Annotated in this window: 25 protein-coding genes and 1 pseudogene; 14 read left to right on the top strand and 12 right to left on the bottom strand. The window is 54.8% G+C overall.

Going from position 1 to position 26,534, the window contains the following annotated elements; all coding sequences use genetic code 11:
• The first annotated feature begins 45 nt into the window (after positions 1-45).
• From DXX3274_RS08750 to DXX3274_RS08735, 4 genes are read left to right on the top strand one after another with little or no spacing between them, the layout of a single operon-like run.
• On the top strand, positions 46-1,302 hold the full coding sequence (locus DXX3274_RS08750; RefSeq protein WP_050569843.1) for a beta-ketoacyl synthase N-terminal-like domain-containing protein: 1,257 nt from the start codon (positions 46-48) through the stop codon (positions 1,300-1,302).
• A gap of 31 nt (positions 1,303-1,333) precedes the next feature.
• Positions 1,334-2,596 carry a hydroxymethylglutaryl-CoA synthase family protein gene (locus tag DXX3274_RS08745; protein ID WP_042859463.1) on the top strand — a complete coding sequence of 421 codons (1,263 nt, stop codon included), beginning with the start codon at positions 1,334-1,336 and terminating at the stop codon, positions 2,594-2,596.
• A 2-nt stretch (positions 2,597-2,598) separates the two neighbouring features.
• A complete protein-coding gene (locus DXX3274_RS08740) occupies positions 2,599-3,375 on the top strand; it encodes an enoyl-CoA hydratase/isomerase (RefSeq protein ID WP_193747065.1) in 777 nt (258 codons plus the stop codon).
• Positions 3,376-3,379: 4 nt separating this feature from the next.
• Positions 3,380-4,129, top strand: a complete 750-nt coding sequence (locus tag DXX3274_RS08735) for a polyketide synthase (RefSeq protein WP_042859461.1) — start codon at positions 3,380-3,382, stop codon at positions 4,127-4,129.
• A 185-nt stretch (positions 4,130-4,314) separates the two neighbouring features.
• On the opposite strand, the gene DXX3274_RS08730 is transcribed toward DXX3274_RS08735, so the two are convergent.
• Positions 4,315-4,923 carry a LysE family translocator gene (locus DXX3274_RS08730; protein ID WP_042859460.1) on the bottom strand — a complete coding sequence of 203 codons (609 nt, stop codon included), beginning with the start codon at positions 4,921-4,923 and terminating at the stop codon, positions 4,315-4,317.
• Positions 4,924-5,186: 263 nt separating this feature from the next.
• Here DXX3274_RS08730 and DXX3274_RS22760 point away from each other — a divergent pair.
• A pseudogene (locus tag DXX3274_RS22760) lies at positions 5,187-5,330 on the top strand (IS630 family transposase); the annotation flags it as partial.
• Positions 5,331-5,404: 74 nt separating this feature from the next.
• Here DXX3274_RS22760 and DXX3274_RS08725 read toward each other — a convergent pair.
• Together DXX3274_RS08725 and DXX3274_RS08720 are read right to left on the bottom strand one after the other, a co-directional pair.
• Positions 5,405-5,833 carry a hypothetical protein gene (locus DXX3274_RS08725; RefSeq protein WP_042859459.1) on the bottom strand — a complete coding sequence of 143 codons (429 nt, stop codon included), beginning with the start codon at positions 5,831-5,833 and terminating at the stop codon, positions 5,405-5,407.
• Positions 5,834-5,879: 46 nt separating this feature from the next.
• Complete coding sequence (locus DXX3274_RS08720) at positions 5,880-6,896, bottom strand: AraC family transcriptional regulator (protein ID WP_050569842.1); 1,017 nt, start codon at positions 6,894-6,896, stop codon at positions 5,880-5,882.
• Positions 6,897-7,189: 293 nt separating this feature from the next.
• Between DXX3274_RS08720 and DXX3274_RS08715 the strand changes: the two genes are divergently transcribed.
• From DXX3274_RS08715 to DXX3274_RS08680, 8 genes are all read left to right on the top strand, one after another.
• Complete coding sequence (locus tag DXX3274_RS08715; RefSeq protein ID WP_042859458.1) at positions 7,190-8,338, top strand: iron-containing alcohol dehydrogenase; 1,149 nt, start codon at positions 7,190-7,192, stop codon at positions 8,336-8,338.
• An 82-nt stretch (positions 8,339-8,420) separates the two neighbouring features.
• Positions 8,421-9,512, top strand: coding sequence for an alpha/beta hydrolase (locus DXX3274_RS08710; RefSeq protein ID WP_042859457.1), 1,092 nt, complete (start codon positions 8,421-8,423; stop codon positions 9,510-9,512).
• Between the two features lie 285 nt (positions 9,513-9,797).
• Positions 9,798-10,718, top strand: coding sequence for a metal ABC transporter substrate-binding protein (locus tag DXX3274_RS08705; protein ID WP_042859456.1), 921 nt, complete (start codon positions 9,798-9,800; stop codon positions 10,716-10,718).
• Positions 10,715-11,611 carry a manganese/iron ABC transporter ATP-binding protein gene (locus DXX3274_RS08700; RefSeq protein WP_042859455.1) on the top strand — a complete coding sequence of 299 codons (897 nt, stop codon included), beginning with the start codon at positions 10,715-10,717 and terminating at the stop codon, positions 11,609-11,611. Before DXX3274_RS08705 ends, DXX3274_RS08700 begins: the two co-directional genes overlap by 4 nt.
• Positions 11,604-12,458 (top strand): metal ABC transporter permease, encoded by an 855-nt coding sequence (locus DXX3274_RS08695; RefSeq protein ID WP_039695643.1) that lies wholly within the window; start codon positions 11,604-11,606, stop codon positions 12,456-12,458. Before DXX3274_RS08700 ends, DXX3274_RS08695 begins: the two co-directional genes overlap by 8 nt.
• Position 12,459: 1 nt before the next feature.
• Positions 12,460-13,287 carry a metal ABC transporter permease gene (locus tag DXX3274_RS08690; protein ID WP_042859454.1) on the top strand — a complete coding sequence of 276 codons (828 nt, stop codon included), beginning with the start codon at positions 12,460-12,462 and terminating at the stop codon, positions 13,285-13,287.
• A 452-nt stretch (positions 13,288-13,739) separates the two neighbouring features.
• Positions 13,740-14,603, top strand: coding sequence for an ETX/MTX2 family pore-forming toxin (locus DXX3274_RS08685; RefSeq protein WP_042859453.1), 864 nt, complete (start codon positions 13,740-13,742; stop codon positions 14,601-14,603).
• Positions 14,604-14,978: 375 nt separating this feature from the next.
• A complete protein-coding gene (locus DXX3274_RS08680) occupies positions 14,979-15,911 on the top strand; it encodes a LysR substrate-binding domain-containing protein (protein WP_042859452.1) in 933 nt (310 codons plus the stop codon).
• On the opposite strand, the gene mdcH is transcribed toward DXX3274_RS08680, so the two are convergent.
• The 9 genes from mdcH to DXX3274_RS08635 all read right to left on the bottom strand — a co-directional run bounded on the left by mdcH (position 15,895) and on the right by DXX3274_RS08635 (position 24,566).
• Positions 15,895-16,803 carry a malonate decarboxylase subunit epsilon gene (mdcH, locus tag DXX3274_RS08675; protein ID WP_042859451.1) on the bottom strand — a complete coding sequence of 303 codons (909 nt, stop codon included), beginning with the start codon at positions 16,801-16,803 and terminating at the stop codon, positions 15,895-15,897. The genes DXX3274_RS08680 and mdcH overlap by 17 nt on opposite strands.
• A gap of 1 nt (position 16,804) precedes the next feature.
• Positions 16,805-17,419 (bottom strand): malonate decarboxylase holo-ACP synthase, encoded by a 615-nt coding sequence (locus DXX3274_RS08670; RefSeq protein ID WP_042859450.1) that lies wholly within the window; start codon positions 17,417-17,419, stop codon positions 16,805-16,807.
• Positions 17,420-17,422: 3 nt separating this feature from the next.
• Entirely contained in the window at positions 17,423-18,382 is a 960-nt protein-coding gene (locus DXX3274_RS08665; protein ID WP_042859449.1) for an AEC family transporter, read from the bottom strand.
• A gap of 343 nt (positions 18,383-18,725) precedes the next feature.
• Positions 18,726-19,526 carry a biotin-independent malonate decarboxylase subunit gamma gene (gene mdcE / locus DXX3274_RS08660; protein ID WP_042859448.1) on the bottom strand — a complete coding sequence of 267 codons (801 nt, stop codon included), beginning with the start codon at positions 19,524-19,526 and terminating at the stop codon, positions 18,726-18,728.
• Entirely contained in the window at positions 19,523-20,356 is an 834-nt protein-coding gene (locus tag DXX3274_RS08655; protein WP_042859447.1) for a biotin-independent malonate decarboxylase subunit beta, read from the bottom strand. Before DXX3274_RS08655 ends, mdcE begins: the two co-directional genes overlap by 4 nt.
• The gene (mdcC, locus tag DXX3274_RS08650) at positions 20,349-20,648 is read right to left on the bottom strand and encodes a malonate decarboxylase acyl carrier protein (RefSeq protein ID WP_038659941.1); all 300 of its coding nucleotides are present in this window, start codon (positions 20,646-20,648) and stop codon (positions 20,349-20,351) included. Before mdcC ends, DXX3274_RS08655 begins: the two co-directional genes overlap by 8 nt.
• Positions 20,649-20,657: 9 nt before the next feature.
• Positions 20,658-21,515 (bottom strand): triphosphoribosyl-dephospho-CoA synthase, encoded by an 858-nt coding sequence (locus DXX3274_RS08645; RefSeq protein ID WP_042859446.1) that lies wholly within the window; start codon positions 21,513-21,515, stop codon positions 20,658-20,660.
• The gene (gene mdcA, locus DXX3274_RS08640) at positions 21,515-23,170 is read right to left on the bottom strand and encodes a malonate decarboxylase subunit alpha (protein ID WP_042859445.1); all 1,656 of its coding nucleotides are present in this window, start codon (positions 23,168-23,170) and stop codon (positions 21,515-21,517) included. Before mdcA ends, DXX3274_RS08645 begins: the two co-directional genes overlap by 1 nt.
• A 418-nt stretch (positions 23,171-23,588) precedes the next feature.
• Positions 23,589-24,566, bottom strand: a complete 978-nt coding sequence (locus DXX3274_RS08635; protein WP_042859444.1) for a chemotaxis protein — start codon at positions 24,564-24,566, stop codon at positions 23,589-23,591.
• 739 nt (positions 24,567-25,305) lie between these two features.
• Here DXX3274_RS08635 and DXX3274_RS08630 point away from each other — a divergent pair.
• A complete protein-coding gene (locus DXX3274_RS08630; protein WP_071603929.1) occupies positions 25,306-26,526 on the top strand; it encodes an MFS transporter in 1,221 nt (406 codons plus the stop codon).
• The last annotated feature ends 8 nt before the right edge of the window (positions 26,527-26,534 follow it).

Genomic DNA, 26,534 nt, shown 5'->3' with positions numbered 1-26,534 from the left:
TCTTCTGGCGAAGATGGCCTTTCAGTGAATCAAAGCAGGATGCGTATGATGCACAATGTCGTTGTGACCGGCTTAGGCATAGCCGCTGCGAATGGAATCGGAATACCCGCTTTTACCCAATCATTGAAAACAGGTATCAGTGGAATCAGCAGGCATGCCAACGAATACCCAGAAATCAAGGCAAGCCTGTCTGATTACAACTATAAAGCCGCATTAGCGTCTTTATCGCTCACTCAGGAAACGCTAAACGATGCTTTACGCCTGGGTGCCAGAGTACCGCTGAGCGCCCAGGTATCGCTCGCTACGGCACTTGAAGCCTGGCGTGCTGCCTTTGCCGACGAATGTCCTTACCCGCCAGAGCAAAGAGGCATCATCATTGCCGGACATAACATCGAGCAAAAATATCAGTATCAAATCCGGCAATCCTTCACCGACCAACCTGAGTTTGTTCCTGCCAGCTATGCATTGTACTTCATGGATACCAACCAGTTAGGTTTGCTCAGCGAGCTCTTCACTATCCGTGGAGAAGGCTGCACCGTTGGTGGCGCGTCAGCCAGCGGAAACGCCGGCATTATCCAGGCATACCGACAAGTCGCATCGGGAATCACTCAGTCTTGTCTGGTCGTCGGAGCAATGGCGGATTTATCGCCCCCGGAGGTACAGGCATTCAAAAACAGCGGCGCTTTGCTGACTAAAAGCGATTCGGGTGATCCAACACAGCTCTGTCGCCCCTTTGACCAACAGCGAAAAGGGTTTGTTTACGGTCAGGGGTGTGCCTGTCTGCTGCTGGAAAATGAACAAAGCGCGCGTAAACGCCACGCACCAATTTGGGGACGCATCCTCGGCGGCAGTATCTGTCTGGATGCCAATCGAGGTAGTAATCCAAGTTGTGAAGGCGAATCCCGGGTAATGGCACAGGCATTGCTGTCTGCGGGTTGTGCCTATGATTCTGTCGACTATATCAATACGCATGGCACCAGTTCACTGATGGGAGATGAAACTGAAATCGCCGCCATCAAGCGCGTTTTTGGCTCTTATCATCGCCAGATTTGGCTTAACTCAACCAAAAGCCTCACGGGGCACTGTCTGTATGCCGCCGCGGCTGTAGAAACGGTAGCCACATTGGTTCAAATGAAAGAACGCTTTCTCCATCCCAATCTGAACCTGGAAACACCCATCAACAATGAATGCCGCTTTGTCGGGCAACATGCTCAACGCCAGGACATCAACATCGCGTTGAATAACGCCTTCGGTTTCGGCGGCATTAATACCTGTGTTGTTTTGGAGCACGTCAACCAATAGCGTTTACCTAATTTAGCGTAAGAGGGACCTTATGATTTCCGTTGGAATTGAAGCGATAAACGCGTTTTGTGGTACAAGCTACATTAATGTCAGAGAGCTGGCGCAGCACCGCCGACTGGATATGTCCCGTTTTGACAATCTCTTGATGAAGCAAAAAACGGTGAGTTTGCCTTGTGAAGATCCTGTCAGCTTTGCCGTCAATGCAGCGAAACCCATTCTGGATGCGCTAAGTGAGCAGGAAAAAAACAGTATTGAATTATTGATCACCTGTACAGAATCGGGAATCGACTTCGGCAAGTCAATCAGTACCTATGTTCACCACTATCTGGGGCTAAAGCGAAACTGTCGGTTGTTCGAACTGAAAACAGCCTGTTACTCTGGCGTCGCCGGTTTGCAAATGGCTATCAATACAATCCTCTCCCAGACATCTCCCGGCAGTAAAGCTTTAGTTATTGCCACCGATATGACGCGATTTATTCTGGAAGAAGAAAATAGCGACCATACCAGTCAGGACTGGTCTTTTGCCGAGCCAAGCGGTGGCTCCGGCGCTGTTGCCATGCTGGTCAGCGACACCCCTCACGTTTTTCAGATCGATGCGGGGGCAAACGGCTATTACGGTTATGAAGTAATGGATACCTGTAGGCCAGTCCCGGATAAAGAAACCGGTGATTCCGACTTGTCATTACTGGCTTATCTGGAATGTTGTGAAAAAGCCTATCTGGAGTACGAAAAACGCGTTGCCGGCATTGATTATGTCAATACATTTGGTTATCTGGCATTTCATACGCCTTTTGGTGGAATGGTCAAAGGTGCTCACCGTAACATGATGCGTAAAATGGTACGCGCCACGCCGCAGGATACGGAAGCCGATTTTAACCGTCGCGTAGCTCCCGGCCTGAATTATTGTCAGCGAGTCGGCAATATCATGGGGGCAACATTAGCCCTTTCTCTACTCAGCACCTTATCCAATGCGGATATTCAGTCACCACAACGGATTGGATGCTTTTCCTACGGTTCGGGATGCTGCTCAGAGTTTTTCAGCGGTGTCGTGACTCCTGAAGGTTGTCGGCGTGTCAGACAAATGGACATTGGCGCTCATCTTGACAGACGTCGTGAACTCACAATGGGTGAATATGATGCGCTGCTTTACGGCAACCATGGAGTCCGCTTCGGTACTAAAAATGTCATGCTGGATCTGAGCCTTTTTCCTCAAATCCATTCAGGCCCTCAGAATACCCATCATCTCGTACTAAGCCGAATCAACGAATTTCACCGTGAATATGAGTGGGTCTGACAATGGCATTTTACCAAACAATCCGCTTGAGGCAGGAAGGTCCGGTGCTATACCTGCAGATACATCGACCTGAAGCCAATAACACCATTAATGAAAACTTTGCGATAGAGTGCCGGGAGGTTATCCGGCAATACCGCGATAGCATCAGCATATTAGTCGTTGAAGGATTACCCGAAGTCTTTTGCTTTGGTGCCGATTTACACGCCATAGAACAAGGTAATATTGCCGGAAATAGCAGTGGTGGCCGCCCTCAGGATCCAGAGATATTGTATGAAGTCTGGCAGGATATGATGAGCGGGCCTTACATCAGCATCGCCCATGTCAGAGGCAAAGCCAACGCAGGAGGAATCGGTTTCGTTGCCGCCAGCGATATCGTCATTGCGGACACCCGGGCCATGTTCAGTTTATCTGAAATGTTGTTCGGCTTGCTGCCTGCCTGTGTACTTCCTTTTCTGGTGCACAAAATAGGAAAACAAAAAGCGCATTACATGACGCTAATGACAAAACCAGTGTCAGCAGAGCAAGCTTACCGCTGGGGTTTAGTCGACGATCACGGTAACGACAGCGACCTGATCCTCAAGAAGCACATACAACGGCTTAACTGTTTATCGAAGTGTGCCATTACACGTTACAAATCATACATGAGCGAGCTGGTTACTCTCACTCGCGATCAGAAACCGGCAGCTCTCGCCTTGAATGTGGAAATTTTTTCCGATCAAGAGAACCTCAATAAAATCTCCCGTTATATCCAAACGGGGAAATATCCTTGGGAGGAATAAAACAATGGCCACAAATGTTGTTGATTTTCAAGAAATAGAACCGGGAATTGTGTATGTAAAAATGCAGGACAAAATCCACAAAAATACATTCTCCCGAGCATTGGTCCACGAGCTAATCCAGGTATTCAAGCATATTGAAACATCAGACCACTATAAAGCAGTCATCCTGACAGGTTACGATAGCTATTTTGCTACAGGGGGAACACAGGAAGACCTGTTCGCGTTACAAGAGGGAAAAGGAAAATTTACTGATACCAATATTTATAGCTTACCTCTGGAATGCCCGATTCCCGTTATTTCCGCTATGCAAGGGCACGCCGTCGGAGGTGGCTTGGTGATGGGGCTGTTTGCCGACTTTGTCATTATGAGTCAGGAAAGCATCTATACCGCCAATTTCATGAAATACGGCTTTACTCCCGGTATGGGAGGAACACTTATCGTACCGGAGAAATTAGGATTGGCCCTGGGACAAGAGATATTGATGCTGGGTAATAATTATCGAGGTGAAGAGCTGAGGCAGCGAGGAATTCCCTTTCCGGTTTACCCAAGGGAACAAGTTTTAGAGGCCGCCTTGTCCAGAGCCAGGGATCTGGTCAAAAAACCACGAACATCACTTGTCACGTTAAAGGCTCATCTGACTCAGTGCCTTCGGAGTAAGCTACCTGAGTACACGGCACAGGAAGTCATCATGCATGAGAAAACCTTTTTTCAACCGGAGGTCAGACAAAACATATCCAGGCTATTCAGCAATTAAGATAATTCAGTACACCCAGAAAAAATGCGGACGTACTGAATACCAGAACGTTGATGAATAAATCGTTTTTTACAACTATCGCAATCAGCACACAATAACTTTGAGTATATCCTGACCATTTGCAGTGAAGAAAAGCGCAATAAAATTTCAATGTCAGGATTACGGTAACAAGCTAATCTCTTTAACTAAAAAATAATAGATACTGATTTATAAAACATCGAAGCAGCAAAAAGTGAAATAACGAGTGAAGCGCCACGATAAAACAACGTTGGTTTTAGTCTGGGCTGGCTTGAGGCTTGGCTGAGACTAATCAACGTCCCGGAGTAAATCCATATGCATGATATGGGTAATAATGCCAAAAACAGGCAAAGCATCGCCTGAATATAGCTGTCTTGATATATGAAGGCTGATGGAGGGATGATGGAGTCAGCGAAGAAAAAGGCCTTGGGGTTGAGTAAGGTCGTGATAAAAACCGTGCTGAAAGTGATCTTCTCACTGGTTTGATGAAGAGAAAACCTCCACACTTTCACCGCCAAATACACGACATAACATGCCGATAATATCTTCATCACGTTCAGTACCGGGTTTCCATGTTGTGCCAAATAGTTAAACAGCAATCCCCATGCAGTGACAGCCAATAGATATCCAAGCCATTCTGATAAAGTCAATTTTATACTTTTAACAAAACCTTGAGTATAACCAGAACAAAGAAGCAATGTATTAGTTGGCCCCGGCATACTGAGAAACAATGCGATATATAACGTGATTTTTATGTATTCAATTCCATGAATCATTTTGACACCTCCTTGATTAAGGCCAATAACGCCTGGCCTGATATTATCCCTATTTTAACATTACGATATAATTCCCCCCAAAGAAAAAATACCATATTTCTATCTAAATTCAGCGCCTAAATAGCTGCGCCAAATATAGTAGATCACTTTGAGGAAACTCAGCCCGGATTGTGCGATCTGATCAATCGCCAAACATCACAAATCATCAACCGGACTGAGCGATGCCGATCATAGCACCAATCCCCCGTAGCGAACGATGACTGATGCAGAAAACCATTCATAAAACGCGTGATAAAAACCATGCCCGCGGGCTGACTGCCATGCTGATGCTGCACAGAGGAAGTCGCGTCAGCGATGTTGCCAGAACACTTTGCTGTGCCCGCTCATCTGTGGGCCGCTGGATTAACTTACAGAATGCGCGCGCCCTCTTACTGATACGAAATAAAACATGAAGCAGGAATACCGCTCACGGGTAGCCTCGTTATAACAGCGTTATCTGCTGAATATTAAGATGGTGCGATAGCTCGCGCACAATGACCAGATAACTGATAAAGCCCGTATCCTCCGGGAATTCGCCGTCGTGCCAGGGGCTGCCGGAAATGACATCCGCCACCCGGTTGAACACGTTCTCGATTTGTTGCTGAGTCAGCGTGTCGTGGCGGCCGGCGCTGCGGGCAATCTCTTTAAGATAAACGTCGGCGGAAGCAATATGTTGCGCCACCTGACGTAGCGCCGGTGTCGCCTGAAGTTGGTCTTCAATGGTGGCGATCGCCATTTCCACTTCATAAGGCGATGGGATTTTGTGGTGGAAGAACTGGCGGGCAATGGCGCGGTATCCTATCGACAAGGCGATATCGGGGGCGGTAAACCGCACATGCTCTTCGCCGATAGTGAACGAATCCTTCATCATCGTGATTCCTGAAACAGGCATTGGATAACCAAAACAATAACGCTGATTAATCGGAAAGGGAAACCATCCCACCTGGTTTTCGTGGTTTATCCGGCTCTCCGGGCTGAGAGTCACCGCCCTCACTATCCGCCTTGCGCCGCAATCCGTCTATGTCACGCTTTGGCGGCGCCCCGAAAAGGCGCGTGTACTCACGACTGAATTGCGACGGGCTCTCATAGCCGACGTCGAAGGCCGCGCTGGCCGCGTCCAAATCTTCGTTCAGCATCAGACGCCGGGCTTCATTTAACCGCAGCCACTTTTGATACTGCAAAGGGCTCATGGCAGTAAGTTGCCGAAAGTAGTGATGCAGGCTTGATGTGCTCATCTGCACATAGGCCGCGAGATCATCAATCCGGAGCGTCGCGGTGTAATTGATCTTCAGCCAGTCGATGGCCCGGGAGACCCGGTGTCCCTGGCTGCCTACCGACGCGATTTGCCACAGCCGCGCGGCCTGATCGCTCATCAGCAGGCGATAGTGGGTTTCCCGCTCGATCAGCGGTGCGAGCACCGGGATCGAGCCGGGCTCATCAAGCAAATCCAGCATCCGCCTGAAGGGTTCAATCAACACCGGCGTGACCGTGCCGATGCCAATGCCTCTGTCATTTGCCCGCAGCGTGGGCAGCGGCAAACTGCCCTGTGCGATCAGCTCCGCCATGATGCGAAGATCGAACTTCATGGTCAGCCCCAGACAGGGCCTTTCCGGGCTGGCGACATTCACTTGCGAATTAGCCGGAAGATCCAGCGACGTAATCAGGAAATGCCGGGTGTTATAAGAGTAGGCCTCGCCGCCCACCAGCATTTGTTTTTCGCCCTGAACCACGAGGACAATACTGGGTTCAACCAGACAGGTGGTCGGCGGCATCGGCGCTTCACGTCGAAAGAGCGTCAGGCTCGGAATCGGGGTGGTACAGTCCGTCTGACCGGCGGTCCATCGCCCGATAACCTCCACCATCGCCTCACTCGTCACGTCGACCGCGTCGGCGTCGGCGTCGTGCCGTCTTATCTGTTGTTCCTGATTCGGCATACCACGTCTCCAGTCAGTGCCTTTTTGCAGCATATCCCCCCGACACGATAGAGCCAATCGACAATCCCGGCAGTTGGAGGATCAGGCAATAAATGTGGAGTATCTGTCTATCGATGGGCTGACAAGATCACGAAAAATGCATCCTGCAAGAACGTTAAGCGGTCAGCGTAATCCCGGTCATCCCTCAGAACGTGTTTTCGCTCCGTTCGGTATGTGTCAATTCAAGTCTGCTCATCCCCACAGCCTGTGTCCGGCGGTCAGATGAGCAACCAGAAGACTCAAAGGACGTAAATATGGAAAACTTCACTTTCTTTAACCCGACCCAAATCGAATTCGGCGTCGGCAAGGAACACTGGATTGGTCAGCATCTGGCCGATCATGGCATTAAAAAAGTGCTGCTCTGCTACGGCAGTGAGCGCATCAAACGCAACGGTCTTTTCAACATCGTCAGCCAGAGTCTCTCCGGGCAAGGTATTGCGCTGGTTGAATGCGGCGGCATCGTCAGCAATCCGGTTATCTCGACGGTGCGGGAAGGCATCGACCTGGCAAAAGCGCATCAGGTCGACGCCATTCTAAGCGTCGGCGGCGGATCGGTGCTCGATAGCGTCAAGGCGATCGCGGCCGGCGTCCGCTACGATGGCGATGTCTGGGATCTGTTTACCGGCAAAGCCCCCGTCGAGTCGGCGCTGCCGCTGTTCGCCATTCTGACGCTGGCCGCGACCGGCAGCGAAATGAACCCGGGCGCGGTGGTCACCAATGACGAAACCAAAGAGAAGTTCTTCATCTCGTCGCCCGCTCTGTTCCCTAAAGTATCCATCGTCAACCCGACGCTGATGCAGGACGTACCTCGTGACTATCTGGTGTATTCCGCTTCGGATGTCATCGCTCATTTGATCGAGGTTTATTTCACCGCGACGGTGCATCCTAACCTGCAATCACGGCTGGTTGAATCGCTGATCAACACGGTCATCGAGACAACCGAGGCGCTGCTTGCCGACCCGGCGGATTATAGCGCCCGCGCACAGTTCGCCTGGGCCGCGACATTGGCGCTGAATGGCCTGACCTTTTCCGGCGCCGCGGGCTTTAGCTACCCTAACCACGCCATCGAACACTCGCTTTCCGCGCTGTTCAACGTACCGCATGGCGCCGGCCTGTCGGTGGTGGTCCCGGCCTGGATGAAATGGTACATCGACCGCAACCCGGCGCAGTTCGGACGATTTGCCCGCAACGTATTTGGCGTCGATACCGGCGAGCAAGGCATTGCCGCGCTGGAAGGCTGGTTCAACACCATCGGTACGCCCACCCGCCTGCCGCAACTGGATATCGGGGAAACCGCTTTGCCCGGCATCGTTGAAAACGTGCAGAGCAACGTACGTCTCTTCGGTATTGCCGACACCTATCCCCCGGAAGTGGTGACCGCCATTCTGAGGAATGCACTGTAACCGTTCAGTCGTGACATCACCCCTGATAAGACCCGTATCCCTTATCAGGCGGTGTCCCGTAATAATTCGAGAGGTAATCCGCATGAACAGCCTGCTTTCCCGCAAGACGTTCATTCAAAGCGCTATCGCTATTTGCGTAGCGACAGTGTTGACCAGCGCCCAGCCGGTGCTGGCGCAGTCCCCTTCCGCGTCAGCCAATGGCGATGCCCTGCAACTGACTCAGGAATGGGATAAAACCTTCCCGAAAAGCGATAACGTCGACCATCGGAAAGTCACCTTCAAAAACCGCTACGGCATCACCCTGGCCGCCGATCTGTATTTGCCGAAAAATCGTGGCAACCAGCGGCTGGCAGCACTTGCGATCAGCGGGCCCTTTGGCGCGGTAAAAGAGCAGTCTTCCGGTCTGTATGCGCAAACCATGGCCGAGCGCGGCTATGTCACGCTGGCCTTCGACCCGTCTTATACCGGCGAAAGCGGCGGAGAGCCTCGCAATGTGGCTTCACCGGATATCAATACCGAAGATTTCAGCGCCGCGGTCGATTTTCTCGGTTTGCAACCTTTTGTCGATCGCAACCGTATCGGTATTATCGGCATATGCGGTTTCGGCGGCATGGGGTTGAACGCCGCCGCGGTGGACAAACGCATCAAAGCCGTTGTCACCACCAGCATGTATGACATGTCGCGCACCATGGCGAAAGGCCTGAACGATAGCCTGACTAAAGCGCAGCGCACCGAAATGCTGGAGCAAATGAGCCAGCAGCGCTGGGTTGACGCCGGGAAAGGCACGCCCGCCGCCGGCCCTCGTATTTTGCCGGAGAAACTGGAAAGCAGCCCCGATCCGATCATCAAGGAGTTTTTCGAGTATTACCGCACACCGCGCGGCTATCACAAGAACTCGCCGAACTCCAATGGCGCCTGGACTGCTACCACGCCGCTGTCGTTCATGAATATGCCGCTGCTGACCTACGTCAACGAAATATCGCCGCGCCCGATCCTGCTCATCGCCGGTGAGAATGCGCATTCGCGTTATTTCAGTGAAGATATCTATCGGGCGGCAGCACAACCGAAGGAACTCATGATTATCAAGGATGCCAACCACGTCGATCTCTACGATCGTCTGGATAAAATTCCGTTTGATAAGATTTCCGATTTCTTCAACAACAACCTGAAATAATCAATACAACGGCCATCGGGAGCGAGGTGATACTCGTTGCCAGATGGCCTGTCGGCATTTTATACCCGCCATCGTTTATAACCGCGCTGGCTTTACTTGCCCGGTTCGAACTTATCGTCGTGTTTATCGCGAACCACCCTTCCGCGCAGAAAGCGCATGAAACTAAAATCATTTACCCCCAAAACAATTTACTTCGTGGTGTTATTGAGGTGTTAAATGTAGTCTGTTAACATAGCCCCGGCTTTAAATGAAAATGGTTATCATTATCATTATTGGGAGAGTGTTATGTTTACGGCCTTTCAGATGCGCAAAACGTGGTTATCCTTCCCGTTTCCCTTTTCTGCCGCTCTGCTGGCGCTGCTGTTCGGTTTTTCGCTACCGGCCACGGCAAAACTCAAAGTGGTTACCACGTTTACCATCATTCAGGACATCGCCCAACATGTTGCCGGCGATGCCGCCACCGTCGAATCGATCACCAAACCGGGCGCGGAAATCCACGACTACCAGCCCACGCCGCGGGATATCGCCAAAACGCAGTCGGCAAACCTGATTCTGTGGAATGGCCTTAACCTGGAGCGCTGGTTCGGCCGGTTCTTTGAAAACATTCAGGGCGTGCCTTCCGTGGTCGTTAGCGAAGGCGTCGCCCCTATCGCGATCAACGAAGGCCCCTACAACGGCAACCCGAATCCCCATGCCTGGATGTCGCCGAACAACGCCTTAATTTACATCGAAAATATTCGGGCGGCGCTGGTGAAATACGACCCGGATAATGCGGAAACCTATAACCGCAACGCCAAAGATTACGCCGCGCAAATTACCGCGCTGGATCAACCGCTACGGGCGCGGCTGAACAATATTCCGGCCGAACACCGTTGGCTGGTGACCAGCGAAGGCGCGTTCAGCTATCTGGCGCGCGACTACGGCCTGAAAGAACTGTATCTGTGGCCGATCAACGCCGACGAACAGGGCACGCCGCAACAGGTTCGCCATGTTATTGATCAAGTGCGCCAGCACCAGATCCCGGTCGTATTCAGTGAAAGCACGGTATCGGACAAACCGGCGCGCCAGATCAGCAAAGAAACCGGCGCGCGCTATGGCGGCGTGCTCTATGTGGATTCACTGTCGACCAAAGACGGCCCGGTTCCCGACTACATTTCGCTGTTAAAAACCACCGTAGACACCATTGCAAAAGGTTTTAACCAATGACCCGGCACGCAGAAGACGCACAGCTGGCCGTGCAAGACATCACGGTCACCTACAACAATGGCCACACCGCTATCCATAACGCCAGTTTTCATCTCCACGGCGGCACCATCTGCGCGCTGGTGGGGGTGAACGGCAGCGGAAAGTCAACGCTGTTCAAAAGCATCATGGGCATCGTCCGCCCCACCACCGGCAGCGTGTCGCTCAACGGTTTGCCCGTCAGGCAGGCGCTTAAAAGCAATCTCATCGCCTATGTGCCCCAGACCGAAGAGGTGGACTGGAACTTCCCGGTGCTGGTTGAGGATGTAGTGATGATGGGGCGTTACGGCAAGATGTCGATGTTTCGCATTCCGTCGGCGGAAGACAAAAAACAGGTGGCGCTGGCGCTGGAGCGCGTTGGCATGACGGAGCTGCATCAGCGCCAGATTGGCGAGCTGTCCGGCGGGCAAAAGAAGCGGGTGTTTCTGGCGCGAGCGCTGGCGCAGCAGGCGCAAATCATCCTGCTGGACGAGCCGTTCACCGGCGTTGATGTGCAGACGGAAAATGCGATTATCAAATTGCTGAAAACGCTGCGCGAAGAGGGTCACCTGATTCTGGTGTCCACCCATAACCTCGGCAGCGTGCCCGAGTTTTGCGATCAGGTGGTGCTGATCAACCGCACCGTGCTGGCGGTCGGACCGACGGAGAGCACCTTTACGCACCCGAATCTGGAGAAAACCTTCGGCGGCGTGCTGCGTTACCTGCGTCTGTCGGGGCAACAGCTGCATCAGGACGCCGATGCCCGCGAGCTGACGGTGCTGACGGACGATGAACGCCCCGCGGTCTTTTACGGCAAGGGCAGCCTGACGCCGCCCCATCGCTCATCCGCGGATGAGGAGGATAAGCGCCATGATTGATGCGTTGCTGGCGCCCTTCCAGTATGAATACATGGTCAAAGCCATCCTGATAAGCAGCCTCGTCGGCGGCACCTGCGCCTTTTTGTCCGCCTACCTGATGCTAAAAGGCTGGTCGCTGATGGGCGACGCGCTGTCGCATTCGGTGGTGCCGGGCGTGGCCGGCGCTTATGCGCTGGGGCTGCCCTACGCCGCCGGCGCGTTTTTCGCCGGTATTCTGGCGGCGCTCGCCATGACGTTCATCCGGCATCTGACCCGTATCCGGGAAGACGCGGTGATCGGGTTTATCTTCTCCACCTTTTTTGCCGCCGGGCTGCTGATCATTTCACTGAACCCGACCGCAGTGAACGTGCAGTCGATCATCTTCGGCAATATTCTGGGCATTGCCGATGAAGACATTTTGCAGGTGGCGCTGATTATCGGTATTTCACTCATCGTGCTGTGTTTTATCTGGAAAGATCTGTTCGTCACCTTTTTTGACGAAATCCACGCCCGAACCATCGGCCTGTCGCCGCTGCGGTTGAAAATCATCTTTTTCACCCTGTTGAGCGCCTGCACCGTCGCCGCACTACAGACGGTGGGCGCCATTTTGGTGATCGCGATGGTGATTACGCCCGGCGCTACCGCCTGGCTGCTGACCGACCGCTTCCCGCGGCTGGTGTTGATAGCTATTGCACTCGGTACCGTCACCAGCGGCGTGGGAGCCTGGCTAAGTTTCTTCCTGAACGGCGCCACCGGCGGCATCATCGTTTCACTGCAAACGCTGATGTTCCTGCTGGCGTTTGTCTTCGCGCCCCGTCACGGGTTGCTGGCCGCCCGTCGTCAACGCCGTCTGGCGATGAGGAAATAATATGGAATGGTTGACCTTGTTAGCCGAACCCTTTGCCTTTCCGTTCATGGTCAAAGCCATGCTGGCGGCGGGCGTGGTCGGCATGGTGTGCGCGGTGCTCTCCTGTTTTATGGTGCTCAAAGGCTGGTCGCTGATGGGGGACGCCGTTTCCCACGCCGTGCTGCCGGGCGTGGTGCTGGCCTGGCTGGCGGGCATTCCGTTGGCGATCGGCGCGTTCGCCTCCGGTTTGTTTTGCGCGCTGGCTACCGGCTATGTGAAGGAGCGCTGCCGCATCAAAGAAGACACGGTGATGGGGATTCTGTTTTCCGGCATGTTCGCCATCGGTCTGGTGCTGTTTTCACGCGTCAATACCGAACAGCACCTGAGCCACATCCTGTTTGGCAACGTGCTGGGGATCACCCGCTACGAACTGCTGCAAACGCTGGCGATTAGCCTATTGGTGCTGGCCGTCGTCCTGATTAAATGGCGCGATCTGGTGCTGTACTGCTTTGACGCCACGCAGGCGCAGGTCTGCGGCTTGCCGGTAAAACTGCTGCATTATGGCCTGTTGACCCTGCTGTCGCTGACCATCGTCGCCGCGCTGCAGGCCGTCGGCGTGATTCTGGTGATCGCCATGTTGATCACCCCCGGCATTACCGGGTTTGTGCTGTGCAAACGGTTCAGCGCCATGATGCTGGTAGCGGTAACCAGCGCCACATTCTCGTCGGTTTTCGGCACCTGGCTCAGCTATTTCCTTGATGGCGCAACCGGGCCGTGCATCGTGCTGATTCAGTCGCTGATTTTTATCATCGCGCAGTGCGCCGCGAAAATACGAAAACCGCGACACTGACCGGATACGGTTCGCTGGGGCCTGCCAAACGAGGCTCCAGCGGCAACGGACATCACGTCACACTGTTCTACAGTCGTTAAAATCGACATCGACAGTCTTTCTTCTCCAATAGAGAATTTCTCACCCGATATCAGCCCTGATGAGATATTTTTCACATTGACGAAAATAAATTATTTTCCTTGAAATTATGGCAGAAACTTAATTAACGCCTTAACACTCTTTCCTGACTAACAAAAAATAATAAATTTAAATTTGTCGTTGTAAAAAAACACACCTATGCTGATAAACATTAGATTTGATGTAAAGAAATTAAATAATCCGACTTATAGACTGACAACTGACACATTCGCGGCGTAATAGCATTAGCACTATCAATATCCGAATGAAAAAGAAAACAACCTAATTATGCATGTTGATGAAAACTCACAACCCATAAATTAAGGAACGTTATCATGTCAATAAAAGTTGATATTACTGCATCATCAGACAACCATCAAACGATAGCCACAGCTACAGGAAATGATATTGCCGTTATCAGCAATGAAGAAAGAGGTACTTTTCAGCTAAACGATCAACAGCTAAAGAGGGCGGTTGAAGTTTATTTTGGCAGAAAACCGAATGATGCATACCTTTCTAGCCCTACGCCCTGGGGGGATTTATATAAGACCTACAATTGGCAGCAGGTTATGAGAACCTTACAGCCGGTAAGCACAAGGGTCATTAGCCAAAACTCAACACCGGTTATTGTTATGGAACAGGATTTTGTTAATAACAGCTCTGTTCCTGCTGTTTATAATGTAAAAATCTCACAAAGTGTTCAGAATACCGTAAAATCCAGCTGGAATACCGGAGGAAAGTTAACCGTAGGGCAGAAAGTTAAGTATGGCATATCCTTTCTGGGAACGGGTGGAGGGGGCGAGTCATCTATATCGTATGAACAGTCGTGGGGAATTGGCGGTGAACAATCGACGACTATAACGTTAGGAACTGAATCCGGCTTGCAGGTTACTCTACAGCCAGGCCAGGCCGTTACAGCAGAGCTGGTCGCATCCAGAGGATCGATGAAAGTTCAGGTAGATTATCAGGCGTCTCTTTCTGGAATCAGTGCGGTTAATTATAACCCCACCTATAAAGACCATCATTTCTGGGGACTTCCCATCACTCAGATCATGAGAAGTTCAAATATAAGTAACTCGATAGTTTCATCTGAAATAATCGACATCGGATTTTACGCTGACTCAAAAGTTATTCTTCGCGACAAAAATACCGGTGGGGTGTTCAGAACGTTTAATCTTTTCGACAAACACACCGACTAGCATTAACTGAGTGCCATACATTTACCCCCCATTATTTCGTGTTCCACGAAGGGGGGTATTGTGTTGAACGTTTAATCCTTATATTTCCATTTAACAATCACATTTCAGTATTTTTATTTTCTTGTAAATTTTACAGCAACACCCACCAGGTGATGAAACCGTCGTAACACCCGCCCAGATATCGGGATGCGGTAGGTTAAGTAAAATAGGTTTGAACACAGCGGCCACAATCCGGCACTCAGCCAGTTATGCACGCTAGTCATACTGAATTAATTGCAGGATGCAACCTAACTCCCCTTTTACCACGCATTACAGGTACAATTCCCCACCAGTTACCCCATTCACATCCGCGCGCTATCACGCAATGAGTCCGATATGTTAAAAGACAGCGACATTACGTTCCGCAAGCTTGAGATTTTCAAGACGTTCATGGAAAGCGGCACCATCACCCGCACCGCCGAACTCCTCGGGCTCAGCGGCGTCAGCGTGCATCGAGCGCTGCATACGCTGGAGGAAGGGGTGCGCTGCCCGCTGTTTATCCATAAAGGGCGCAATCTGGTGGCGCTGCCGGCGGCGCATACGCTGCTGGAATACAGTCAGGAAGCGATGCTGCTGATGGAGCGGGGGCTGGAGGAAACCCGCAAGACCGCGGGGGTTGGTCAGGGTCGTTTGCGCATCGGGACGCTGTATTCGCTGACGCTGGAAACGGTGCCGCGCCTGATTATGGGCGTCAAGCTGCGCCGCCCGGATCTGGAGCTGGATTTAACCATGGGGTCGAATCAGCACCTGCTCGCCATGCTGGATGACCAACAGTTGGACGCGATTCTTATCTCGCTCTCCGACAGCAACATCGACCGTAACCAGTTGGAATTTCTGCCGCTGTTCGAAGACGACATCTGTCTGGCGGCGCCGGCCGCCGCGAAGCTGGATACCCGTCAACCGGCCGACCTGCGTGATTTCCATCACCAACGGTTCGTTTCGCTGTCCGAAGGGTTCGCCACCTATGCCGGTTTTCAGGAAGCGTTTCATATCGCCGGGTTCGAACCGGAGATCGTCACACGGGTGGACGACATTTTCTCCATGCTGAGTCTGGTGCAGGCCGGCGTCGGCTTTACCCTCATCCCCGAGCGGATGAAAAAAGTGTACGAGAACGATGTACAGTTGCTGAAACTGGCGCCGCCCTACCAGATGCGCCAGCTCATCGCCATCGTGTTCGCCCGCAACCGCGAGCATGACCCGAATCTGCTGGCGCTGGTGGCGGAAGGCCGCATGTACGCCCGCGGCCTGAACGCTACCCCTGCGCCCTGAGCTGGCCGGCGCGGTGGACCACCACATCGATGCCGCTGCGCTCCAGAGAAAACGCCTCGCCACGGCTAAACGCCTGCTTCGCCAGACAGGTCAACACGCCGCCCGGCGGCATCTCAATCGCCAGCCGCACGTCGCGCTCTTCCGCCGCAACCATCGCTTCGTGCCAGCGCACGGTACGCGCCATGTTTAGCGCCAGGTCGTCGGCGATACGTTCCGGTTGCCACATTGCCCGGGCGGAACTGCCGCTCAGGTAGCCGCATTGCGGCGTCGACAGCGGCAGCGAAGCAAACGCCGCCGCCAGTTGTCTGGCGGGCGCATCCAGCAACGCACAATGCGACGGCACGCTGACCCGCAGACGCTGCGCCCGGCTGGCGCCGCGTTGCAGCGCCCGTTCCGCCACCTGAGCCATGCTCTCATCGCTGCCCGCAATCACGATTTGCCGTTCGGCGTTCAGGTTGGCGAGATACGCGCCGCTGTCAACCAGCAACGCCTCCACCTCCGACTGGCTCAACCCCATGATGGCGGTGAGCCCATACCCTTGCGGATAGGCCTGCTCCATCAGATCGCCGCGCAGCGCCACCAGCCGTAACGCATCGTCAAAGCGGAGCACGCCGGCGATCACCGCCGCCGGAAACGCGCCAATCGACAGGCCGCTGACCATATCCGGCAGCACGCCGCGCGCCATCAGCGCTCTGGCCCAGGCCACGCCCGTGATCAACAGGCACAGCTGTACCGCGCGGGTATGACACAGCGCCTGCGGGTTATCCAACCGGCGAACCTCGTCGCCCAGCACCGCCGCCGCGTCATCCATCACCCCGGTGTCGGCTGGCAGCGACTGCAACATACCGGCATGCTGCGCCCCCTGTCCGGGGAAGGTAAACAGAATCTTCATCTCACCACTCCATTGCCCACGGGTCGCTGACCCGCCGCGGGCCGCGGTCGGTTTTCAACAGCGCCTGCCCGTCTCTCAGCCACTCAGCCAGCGCGAAACCGCCGTTGGGCGTTTCCACTTGCGTATCGGCCCGACACAGTCCCGACGACAATTGTTGCTGCCAGTCCCGCAGGACCTCGCGGTCCGGCGCCTTGGGCGCGCGAATCAGCAGGTCCAGGTCGCTGTCGGCATGCAGCACCGGCATCTGCGTCGCCAGCGCGTATCCTACGCTGCCGGTTACCCCCCACTGCCACGGCCAGCGCTGCTGCGCCAGTTGAATCGCGAGCTGTACCGGCGGTTGCGACACAAACGGCGATGCCAGCAGTGCGGACAGCTCACCCAGCATTTCCGGCGTCACCGTGCGTACAATATGGTCCGCCGCCGCCCACCCGGCGGCACGCTGGTCCCGGCGCATGCCGCGCACCCCGACCGGAATACGCCCGGCCGGGTCAACGTCACGCCGCACCACCACCGGCAAGGCCGGTCGCCATTGGCTGTCCACCCAGGGCGCGTCGATGCCTTCCAGCGCCTCGCGGGACGCCAGCCATAACAGATCGTGCGGACGTGTCGTTACCATGCTTCAGATTCCTGATGTCAGCGTAATAAATAGCGGCAGCGACAGGATACAGAGTACCGAACTCAATAGCAGTACCGCTTCCGCATCCGGCGACTGCACGCCAAACCGGTTACCGAAAACCACACCGAAAAAGCCGGCGGACAGGGCAATCATCAAAATCGCGGTGAGCGCCACCGCGCCGTGCAACCCCAACACGATCACCACCGCCCATGCCAGCGCCGGTTGAATCAACAGCTTGGCCAACACCGCGGTCGTCACCATGCTGTTGATCTTCAGTTGACGCGCCGAAAGAATAACGCCGGTCAGGAACAACGCGGTCGCCGTGGCGGATAACCCCAGCGGTTTGATCGCCGCCAGCAGCAGCTCCGGCATGTGGATGCCAATGGCCGACAACACTACGCCCAGCAACGGCCCGAGTACGATCGGTTTTTTCACCGACCGCCACATCAGCACCGGCAGCATCGCCAGCGTAGAGGTCTGGCTGCCGCCTGACACCCGCGCTTTTTCACGTTCCAGAATCAGCAGACAGAACGGCGTCATCAGCACCGAACCGCAGGCGATGGACACCGCCACCGACAGCGAGGTAGACGAAGCGTCGCCCAGCACGCTGCCGAGAATCGGCAGGCCGAGCGCCGCGTAGTTGGGCAGCGCCACGGTGAGCGTCAGCACCGCTGCGTCCTGCGGCGTTTTATGGAACACCTTGACGGCCAGAAAATAAATGGCCGCATAGGTTACCCACATCGCCAGCGTCAGCACCACGATCAGCGGAGCCTGCTGGACAATGCCGGACCAGGGCGTTTGCACCGTAGCGCTAAACAACGCCGCCGGCAGCGCAAAATCCATAACGAAAATATTGAGCAGCGCAACGTTCTTGTTATCCACCATTTTGGCTTTGCCAGCCCAGAATCCCAGCAGCATGATGATAAAAATCGGCGCGAGGGCATGAACAATTACATAAGTCATATCGTATTCACCTGTAATAAAAGAGCATGAGTTCCAGCGCGATGGTTAGGCGATGCCCGCCATTATTCGTGTGGCGGGGCACCGCATAGTTTTTTTCAGACAAAGGGCGGCTGTGGGCATCTAATGACGCCCATTACCCTTTTCTGGCAGGTCTCTTTACTGGCTTACCGATATTAGGCGGCCGCTCCTTGTTAGCCAGGAGACTGACCACCTGTGTGGGGCTTATTACCCGTGTGGGTCTTTACTTACCCGTGTGGGACTACTACTTACCTGTGTGGGTCTATCCCCGAGGGACTTCCCCGGTGACGCTGACACCAGCGCGTGGCTTACCCGTGAACGCGGCTTACCACTGCGCCCGCATCCGTTCGCGTACCAGCGAAGAACTGCGCCGGTTGTCCGCTCCCAGTCGCGTTTTCAATGACTGGTCGCGACGAGCGTCGACAATCGCCTGCCGCAACGCGGCAATCACCTGCGCCGAATCGTCGGCGGACGGCGCATCCGGATTGCTGACATCCAGCAACGCCGACAGCAACCCCAGCGTGGCGTAGTTACGGATGTCATACGCCATCGGCGGGATAGTGGCCGCCAGTTTTTCCAGCTCCTCTACGCTTCTGAGCGTGATGCGCGCGGCGGACGCCTTGCCCATCGCGTGAATCTGCACCGCAGGGTCATTAAAGGCGATCAGCCGATTGGCCTGATAGCCGTGAGCCAGAAACGCGCCGGACATCGCTTTGCCGACGATCAGCCCGATGACCGGATGCCCGGCGAGGCGAGCCTGCGCATACGCGCCCGCCGCTGCCGCCAGCGCCTGATGGATGCCGAACGCTTCTTCCCGGCGGCCATACGCCTGACTCGGCACGTCGATCACCGCCACAATCGGCCGTTTGTTATCGCTGTGCCGGTCCGCGGCGATAGTCTCATGCACCACTTTCGCCAGCGTCCAGCCTTCAAGCAGCCCCACCTCGCCCTGCGCGGCGCGCGGGTAGTGGTTATCCGCGTCAGGAACAACGGCGATAAAACGGACCGGTTCGCCGGCGATGTTTCCGTCAGCCGCCTGTACCGACGGGCACAGCCCGGCCAGTCGTGGTTTACCGGGCGCCAGCGTTTCCAGCCATAACGCGCCGCGATGTGCTACGTGACTCATGGGTTTACCTCCCCGAAAAGCTGTTGGATCTGTTGCGTGTCGGCCTGCACCCGCGTATCGGCGCCGGTCAGTCGCGCCAGATACCACGCATAGTTATCCGAACGGTGTTGCGCCGGAACGCCGCTGGCGAGCGCGTCATTCACCGCCTGTTTGACGGCGTTAACGCCATCGGCCACCAGACTGTCGGCCAGGCCGATGCGGTGACGGATTTCCCCGCCGGTCATGCTCCAGATAAAGGGACGGTCGCGTGAGTCGTACTCGGCAATCCCCGCTTCCTGTTCAATCACCTGCGGGCCATTGAGCCCGAGACGCGCCTCGCGGGTGACGATCAGGTGGCTGCACAGCGCGGCGGCGATCGACATGCCGCCAAAGCAACCTACCGTACCGGCGATGATGCCGATCACCGGCGTGTAACGACGCAGGTCGACGATGGCGGCGTGGATATCGGCGATCGCCGCCAGCCCCAGATTGGCCTCCTGCAACCGGACGCCGCCGGTTTCCAGACACAAGATCGCCTGCGTCGGAATGCCCTTGCGCTGATCGTCCGCCGCCAGTTCCAGCGCGGCGGCCATTTTGGCACCAGAGACTTCTCCCATGCTGCCGCCCTGAAACGCCCCTTCAATGGCGATCACCACCGTTGGTTTGCCCTGTAGCGTGCCTTTCGCCACCACCATGCCGTCGTCGGACTGCACCACAATGCCCTGCGGCCCCAGCCACGGCGAGACGATGCCGTCAAACGGGTCAAGCAATTCGCGGTAGCTGCCGTCATCCAGCAGCGCGCGGGCGCGCTCCCGCGCTTTGAGTTCGATAAAACTGCGGTCGTCACGCATGATTCACCCCTTCAAAAACCTGTTCGATACGGATGCGCGCCACACCGGGCGTGGCGCCAAAGTCATGAATCTTCATGGCGCCGGCAGGCAGACCGCCGAGCGAACTTAACCGGTCGAACAGCGCCTGCCAGCGCGCCCGACTGTTATCCACCGACGTGGTGATGTCGATGGTGAGCGTCTGTCCGGCGTCAGCCGTCAACAGCACTTCCATATCACCGGACCCCACCACGCCCGCCAGCGCGTTGCCGCTGGCCGTGCGGGTAGCCGGGAATGACAATGTAATGTGTTCCATAACACCCTCTTAATCGTATAAAGATGGCTGTGCGATACCATCAAGCAATAGCGTGGCGGCCAGCAGATCGGCCGCGCCGCCCGGCGAAGCGTTCAGCGCCAGCATGTGCGCATCCAGTTGCGCCAGCGCCAGCCGCCCGGTGGGACGAGACACGCCGCCGGCCGCCAATACCGCCCGCGCGCCGCGTTGCATCGTTTCCAGCCCGTCCAGCCCGGCGCGTGACAACACGCAGGTATCGCTCAGCGAGGTCATGATGCTCATCAGCGCATCCAAACGCGCCGCGTCCTCACCGGCGCCTTGCCGACGGCTGCGCAGCAACTGCGGCAGCGCCAGTCGGGTAATGTGCGGGAACCCCTGCTGCGCCTCTTCGCGCGCGCCGGGAACCTGATAACGCTGCGTCGCCCGTCGTCCTTTACTAAACACCGTCGGCGCGGCGCTATCCGGCAGGCGGGCAAGACGCGCCGCCGTGTCCGCGATAGCCTGTGGGTCGTCGCCGCCGCCGAGCATCGCCGTCGCGCTGACCAGCAGCCCCAGCGCCCAAATCGCGCCGCGGTGCGTGTTGACGCCGCCGGTCGCCAGCATCATGCGCTGTTCGCCTTCGCGCCCTACCCGACCGACCAGCTGACGCAATGCGGCATCCGCCGGGCGTTGCCAGCTCTCAAGCGCCAGCGCATGGAACGTGTCGGTCAAACTGCGGGCGGAGCGCTCCATCAGCGCGAGCGTTAAATCCTGATGCGCGCCGCTGCCGCGGCTATCGACCAGCCCCGGCTTGGGGCTGAGTCGCGCCTCCTCAATCAGGCAGCGCGTCGCAGCCTCGGCCAGCCATTGCGCATACCCGTGCGCGTCGGACTGTCGCTGCGGCTTCATTACCAGCTCCGGAATTTCGCCGGCGGGTTGTACAGGCCGCCCGACCATTCCACCAGATCGGCCACGCTGCCGGCCGCCAGCAGCGAGCGGGTCGCTTCGGTACGGCGGATCCCCAAATCTTCCGGGTAGGCGACCTTGCCGCTGCGGCGGAATTCCGCCACGCGCTGCGCGTCCACTCCCAGCCCGATGTCGGTGATCCCGGCTACCGCCGCTACCATCGCCCGGCGTTCCTCCAGACTGTCGGCGCGATAGAGATAGGCGATGCCTTCTTCGGTCAGCACATGGGTGACGTCGTCGCCATAAATCATCACCGGCGCCAGCGGCATACCGGCTGCTTTCGCCACATCCACCGCGTCGAGTTTTTCCACAAAGGTCGGTTTGACGCCGGCCTGGAAGGTTTCCACCATTTGCACCACCAGCTTGCGCCCGCGCTGCATCGGATCGGGTTCGTTAATCATGGCGAGCCATGCCGGCGTGGCGTGGCGGCGACCGTGCGGGTCATGCCCCATGTTGGGCGCGCCGCCGAATCCGGAAAGACGCCCTTTGGTGACGGTGGACGAGTTGCCCAGTCCATCGACCTGCAATGTCGAACCGATGAACATGTCCACGGCGTACTGCCCCGCCAGTTGGCAAAACGCGCGGTTGGAGCGCATCGAGCCATCGGCGCCGGTGAAGAACACGTCCGGCCGGGCGGCGATATAGGCTTCCATCCCCAGTTCGCCGCCAAAGCAGTGGACGCTGTCGACCCAGCCGCTTTCAATCGCCGGAATCAGGGTGGGATGCGGGTTGAGGGTCCAGTGCTTACAGATTTTACCTTTCAGCCCCAGACGCTCGCCGTAGGTCGGCAGCAGCAGCTCAATCGCCGCGGTGTTGAAACCGATGCCGTGGTTGAGCGACTGCACCTGATGCTCGGCGTAAATGCCCTTGATAGCCATCATCGCCATCAGGATGTGCTCTTGTTTGATCAAGCGCGGGTCGCGGGTAAACAGCGGCTCGATAAAGAACGGCTTGTCGGCGACCACCACGTAATCAATCCAGGAACCGGGAATATCGACGCGCGGCAGGTCCGTTTCGTCGTCCACCAGCTCATTGACCTGAGCGATGACGATACCGTCATGGAACGCGGCGGCTTCGACCAGCGCCGGCGTGTCTTCGGTGCTGGGGCCGGTGTACAGGTTGCCTTTGCGATCGGCTTTATACCCCGCCACCAGCGCCACATTGGGGATAAGGTCGACATACAGGCGGGAATAGAGTTCGATATAGGTATGGATGGCGCCGACTTCCAGCGTGCCATCCTCCAGCAGTTGCGAAATACGCAGACTCTGCGTGCCCGAGAAGGAAAAATCGAGCTTGCGGGCGATGCCTTTTTCAAAGATATCCAGATGTTCGCTGCGCCCGACGCTCGGCATGATCATATGCAAATCATGCACTTTTTGCGGATTGACCTCCGCCAGCATGCGGGAGAGAAAATCAGCCTGCTTCTGGTTATTGCCTTCCAGCACCACCTTATCGCCGGGAGCGATCAGCTTTTCCAGCATAGCGGCAAGATGTTCCGTGGGAAGCACCTTGCCCGGGACGGGTATCGACGCCTTGCGTCGTTGTTTTTCACTGCGGCGCGTATTCCAGAGCCGCGGTGACGTTTGCCCAGACAACATTATTAACCTCCTGATTCAGCTCATCATTTTGATTTGCCTTGGTCTGGTTAAAGTATGTTCCCCGGCCGATGCCGCTTCAATAAAGCCGGTATCGCAATCATTAGCTTTAGAGTAAAGATCAGTGGCACGCCCCAGGTGATTACCGCGCCAGCGCACGCGGGCCGCGGTTTTCCACAACGCTCTCATGTAATGCAAATTGTGATCGAGCTGGCGCTTTTAACGCAGCCGTATTGTTGACGGCGAAAAACCTGATGGTGGCAAAGACGGTAGCAAGAGCAGAAAAACGCCATCGTGGATGAGCAGGGAACAGCGTGCAGACGCTAACGGGGAATATCAGCAGGAGTCCACACCGCCTGATACGTAGTGAGAATATCGGCCCCGTTCCGGATAAACAGTCCGGGGCCGAGCAGGAGTTACTTTATTTGGCTGATGCCGGTTTCACACGATCCACCACGCTGTGAATCGCGGCGGCCAGTTCATTGATTTCAAATTTCGCCACATACGAATCCGCGCCCACATTACGTACGTGGTCTTCATTAGCGGTGCCGGACAGTGAAGAGTGAATAATCACCGGGATGCTCTTAAGCACTTCATCACGCTTGATATTGCGCGTCAGCGTAAATCCATCCATCTCCGGCATTTCCAGATCGGTCAGCACAAAGGCAATCTTGTCCGAAATGGGCCGGCCTTCCGCCTGCGCTTCCTGCGCCATCGCCTTGATCTTGTTCCAGGCTTCCAGTCCGGTGATATGCATGATGTACGGAATATTCATCACCTTCAGCCCCGTTTCGAGCATCGTTCGCGCGACTTTGGAGTCTTCGGCGACAATCGCCACCGCACCGGGCTTCAGGTTGAAGGTTTTGGCTTCTACGCTTTCAATCTTAATCTCGCGCTCGGTCGGAATAATGTCGTGCAGAATCTGTTCGACATCCAGCACCAGCGCCAGACGGTTACTCGACGGATCGCTGTCCAGACGCGCAATACTGGTGATATAGGTGTTGCTGACGCCCGCTTCGGCGGTATTTACCTGACTCCAGTCCAGACGAACAATGTCATCAACCGATTCGACGGCAAAAGCCTGGGTGCTGCGTGCATATTCCGTCACCAGCAGGATATTGCGACCGGTACTCGCCGCACATCCCACTACCGCCGGAAGATCGATAACGGGAATAATCTGCCCGCGAATATTAATCATGCCAAGCATCGGCGGTGTCATACCCGCAGCCTTGGTCAAGGTTGGCATCGGAACGATTTCACGAAGCTTGAACACATTGATGCCGAACAGCTCGGATGGCCCTTCACCGGTAGCCGACCCTAAACGGAACAATAACAATTCAAACTTGTTGGATGAGGTAAGATTGGTTCTCTCCTCAATCTCTCTTTGAAATTTATCCATTCTGTCCTCAATGCAAATAATTATTAATTGTGTGGTTACAAGGCAACATCAGTAATGCAGGCAAATCAGGGCAATACCCTGCCACCTCACTCTACGCGATTGCTGGCGCGCTTCAAATAGCTCTTACTTCTTATACACCATCAAAAAGAAAAATATGTGTCTCACGTCATCCGTCGCATCTTCCTGTTTTGAAAAGCATAGACCACCGGTCATTTATCCACCATTTTCCTATGGCAATTGATCCGCATCCTGTGACCAATGATTAAATCGGCGTCATTTCCCTGCTGTCTGGCTCGATTTAACAATCAGGCGCTTATCCGGTTCTCCGTCAAACCATTCGCCCGACACGTAAACCGTCAGGACGGCGCATGACAAAGCACGCTCGCTGTAAATGGTTAAATAACAACCTGCCGCGCCGCCCGGTCAGGTATTCGATACATCGCCACGGTTATCGGAAAAAAGACCTCGCAACGGCATCCGCGCCATCGCTGTTATTAACTTTATAAATAAGGTCACACTTAAAAACACCAGAGAACAGGATTTAACAAAAAGCTTAAATGAATAAGAGAAATCCCACAGCATGAAATTATCGTCGTTTACGCTCATGCACCACATTCTCCATCTATATTATCGCCGCAGCCGTTTGGCGCCATATAGATTGAAAATAACGCCATAAATTGGAAGTCATTTCATAGATTATAAATTTTCCACAGGTTTGAAAATCACAGGGTTATCCATAATGAAGTTTTTATTCACAAAAAATGTATTATTACACAATAAATCCTGGTTTTTGCTATCAGGGACATTTTTATCTGTATTATCGTCATTTTTTATTATCCCCTATTACGTTGTGCATTTATACCAGACCCTGGGGATGGGCGTACTTCAAGTTTCACTATTATTGATGCTACGCGCCACCCTTGAAAAGGGGCTCACCTTGCCCGCCGGCATGATGGCCGACCACATCGGCGCCAAAAAGGTGGCGCTGCTGGGCATTGCCTTGCGTATCATCGGGTTAATCCTGCTGGCGGATGCCCATACCTTTGCCGGATTAGTCGCGTCCGCGTTGATCAGCGGCGTCGGTCTGGCATGCGGCATGATAGCCAGCAAGAAAGCCATGCTTGAACTCATTGACAGCGACATGAAAGCCTTCGCGTTTATCGGCCTGGCGATCAATATGGGGGTGGCAGCCGGTCCGCTATTTGGTTACCTGATGATGGGTTATGATTTCGCTTTTCTGTGCTACGCCAACGCCGCCTGTCTGGTGGCGGTCGCGATAATCTACCTGATTACGCTATCCAATTTCCGCGGTTATAATGTCGATCGCGAACGGGCATCGCCCTGGCAATGGCTATCAATGCTCCGGCAGGTCAATATACGGCCGCTATTTCTGATGCAATTATGCTTTTTTTATTTCTATACCTTTCTCGAATTGGTATTTCCGCTTTATTCCTCTCTGAATATTTCATTGCTGGCATCCGGAATGACATTTACCATTAATGCGATCACCGTAATCTTTTCAAACCTGTTTATTATCAGTAGAGTAAAAACAGCCGCTATTGAGCTTTCCTATGGTTTTCTGGTTTTTTCCATCGCCTTTATTCTGATTGCTATTTCGTCATTAATAAACTCCCCGTTACAACTGGTTTTTTACGCCATTGGAATATTTTTCTTCAGCATCGCCGAGGTGTTTTTCACGGTAATGATAGACGCACAAGCAATAGCCAATGCGCCGGCAAACGCCAACGGCACCGTCATGGGCTTGCTGGGGTTATTTTCGATGACTGGCGTCGGCCTCGGCTACACCCTGAACGGCATCCTTTTCGACTATTTCCATTCTCGTGACATCGTCCCCTGGTTCTGGGGGCTGTTTATTGCGATCAGCGGCGTCTTTTTCGTTATCGCGCTCACGGTCAGCCGATGCTGTAAAGGGAACACGACGCGCCCTAAGCGCTTTTGACCTTAACG

It is taken from the genome of Dickeya sp. NCPPB 3274, from assembly GCF_000406205.1.
Taxonomy (GTDB): Bacteria; Pseudomonadota; Gammaproteobacteria; order Enterobacterales; family Enterobacteriaceae; genus Dickeya; species Dickeya fangzhongdai.
The sequence above is the reverse complement of the archived record's forward strand: the minus strand, read 5'-3'. Positions and strand labels throughout refer to the sequence as shown.

What these genes read in the sequence shown, in the direction of transcription:
- DXX3274_RS08750 (WP_050569843.1), top strand. Translation starts at nt 46, where the DNA reads ATGATGCACAATGTCGTTGTGACCGGCTTAGGCATAGCCGCTGCGAAT.
- DXX3274_RS08745 (WP_042859463.1), top strand. Translation starts at nt 1,334, where the DNA reads ATGATTTCCGTTGGAATTGAAGCGATAAACGCGTTTTGTGGTACAAGC.
- DXX3274_RS08740 (WP_193747065.1), top strand. Translation starts at nt 2,599, where the DNA reads ATGGCATTTTACCAAACAATCCGCTTGAGGCAGGAAGGTCCGGTGCTA.
- DXX3274_RS08735 (WP_042859461.1), top strand. Translation starts at nt 3,380, where the DNA reads ATGGCCACAAATGTTGTTGATTTTCAAGAAATAGAACCGGGAATTGTG.
- DXX3274_RS08730 (WP_042859460.1), bottom strand. Translation starts at nt 4,923, where the DNA reads ATGATTCATGGAATTGAATACATAAAAATCACGTTATATATCGCATTG.
- DXX3274_RS08725 (WP_042859459.1), bottom strand. Translation starts at nt 5,833, where the DNA reads ATGATGAAGGATTCGTTCACTATCGGCGAAGAGCATGTGCGGTTTACC.
- DXX3274_RS08720 (WP_050569842.1), bottom strand. Translation starts at nt 6,896, where the DNA reads ATGCCGAATCAGGAACAACAGATAAGACGGCACGACGCCGACGCCGAC.
- DXX3274_RS08715 (WP_042859458.1), top strand. Translation starts at nt 7,190, where the DNA reads ATGGAAAACTTCACTTTCTTTAACCCGACCCAAATCGAATTCGGCGTC.
- DXX3274_RS08710 (WP_042859457.1), top strand. Translation starts at nt 8,421, where the DNA reads ATGAACAGCCTGCTTTCCCGCAAGACGTTCATTCAAAGCGCTATCGCT.
- DXX3274_RS08705 (WP_042859456.1), top strand. Translation starts at nt 9,798, where the DNA reads ATGTTTACGGCCTTTCAGATGCGCAAAACGTGGTTATCCTTCCCGTTT.
- DXX3274_RS08700 (WP_042859455.1), top strand. Translation starts at nt 10,715, where the DNA reads ATGACCCGGCACGCAGAAGACGCACAGCTGGCCGTGCAAGACATCACG.
- DXX3274_RS08695 (WP_039695643.1), top strand. Translation starts at nt 11,604, where the DNA reads ATGATTGATGCGTTGCTGGCGCCCTTCCAGTATGAATACATGGTCAAA.
- DXX3274_RS08690 (WP_042859454.1), top strand. Translation starts at nt 12,460, where the DNA reads ATGGAATGGTTGACCTTGTTAGCCGAACCCTTTGCCTTTCCGTTCATG.
- DXX3274_RS08685 (WP_042859453.1), top strand. Translation starts at nt 13,740, where the DNA reads ATGTCAATAAAAGTTGATATTACTGCATCATCAGACAACCATCAAACG.
- DXX3274_RS08680 (WP_042859452.1), top strand. Translation starts at nt 14,979, where the DNA reads ATGTTAAAAGACAGCGACATTACGTTCCGCAAGCTTGAGATTTTCAAG.
- mdcH (WP_042859451.1), bottom strand. Translation starts at nt 16,803, where the DNA reads ATGAAGATTCTGTTTACCTTCCCCGGACAGGGGGCGCAGCATGCCGGT.
- DXX3274_RS08670 (WP_042859450.1), bottom strand. Translation starts at nt 17,419, where the DNA reads ATGGTAACGACACGTCCGCACGATCTGTTATGGCTGGCGTCCCGCGAG.
- DXX3274_RS08665 (WP_042859449.1), bottom strand. Translation starts at nt 18,382, where the DNA reads ATGACTTATGTAATTGTTCATGCCCTCGCGCCGATTTTTATCATCATG.
- mdcE (WP_042859448.1), bottom strand. Translation starts at nt 19,526, where the DNA reads ATGAGTCACGTAGCACATCGCGGCGCGTTATGGCTGGAAACGCTGGCG.
- DXX3274_RS08655 (WP_042859447.1), bottom strand. Translation starts at nt 20,356, where the DNA reads ATGCGTGACGACCGCAGTTTTATCGAACTCAAAGCGCGGGAGCGCGCC.
- mdcC (WP_038659941.1), bottom strand. Translation starts at nt 20,648, where the DNA reads ATGGAACACATTACATTGTCATTCCCGGCTACCCGCACGGCCAGCGGC.
- DXX3274_RS08645 (WP_042859446.1), bottom strand. Translation starts at nt 21,515, where the DNA reads ATGAAGCCGCAGCGACAGTCCGACGCGCACGGGTATGCGCAATGGCTG.
- mdcA (WP_042859445.1), bottom strand. Translation starts at nt 23,170, where the DNA reads ATGTTGTCTGGGCAAACGTCACCGCGGCTCTGGAATACGCGCCGCAGT.
- DXX3274_RS08635 (WP_042859444.1), bottom strand. Translation starts at nt 24,566, where the DNA reads ATGGATAAATTTCAAAGAGAGATTGAGGAGAGAACCAATCTTACCTCA.
- DXX3274_RS08630 (WP_071603929.1), top strand. Translation starts at nt 25,306, where the DNA reads ATGAAGTTTTTATTCACAAAAAATGTATTATTACACAATAAATCCTGG.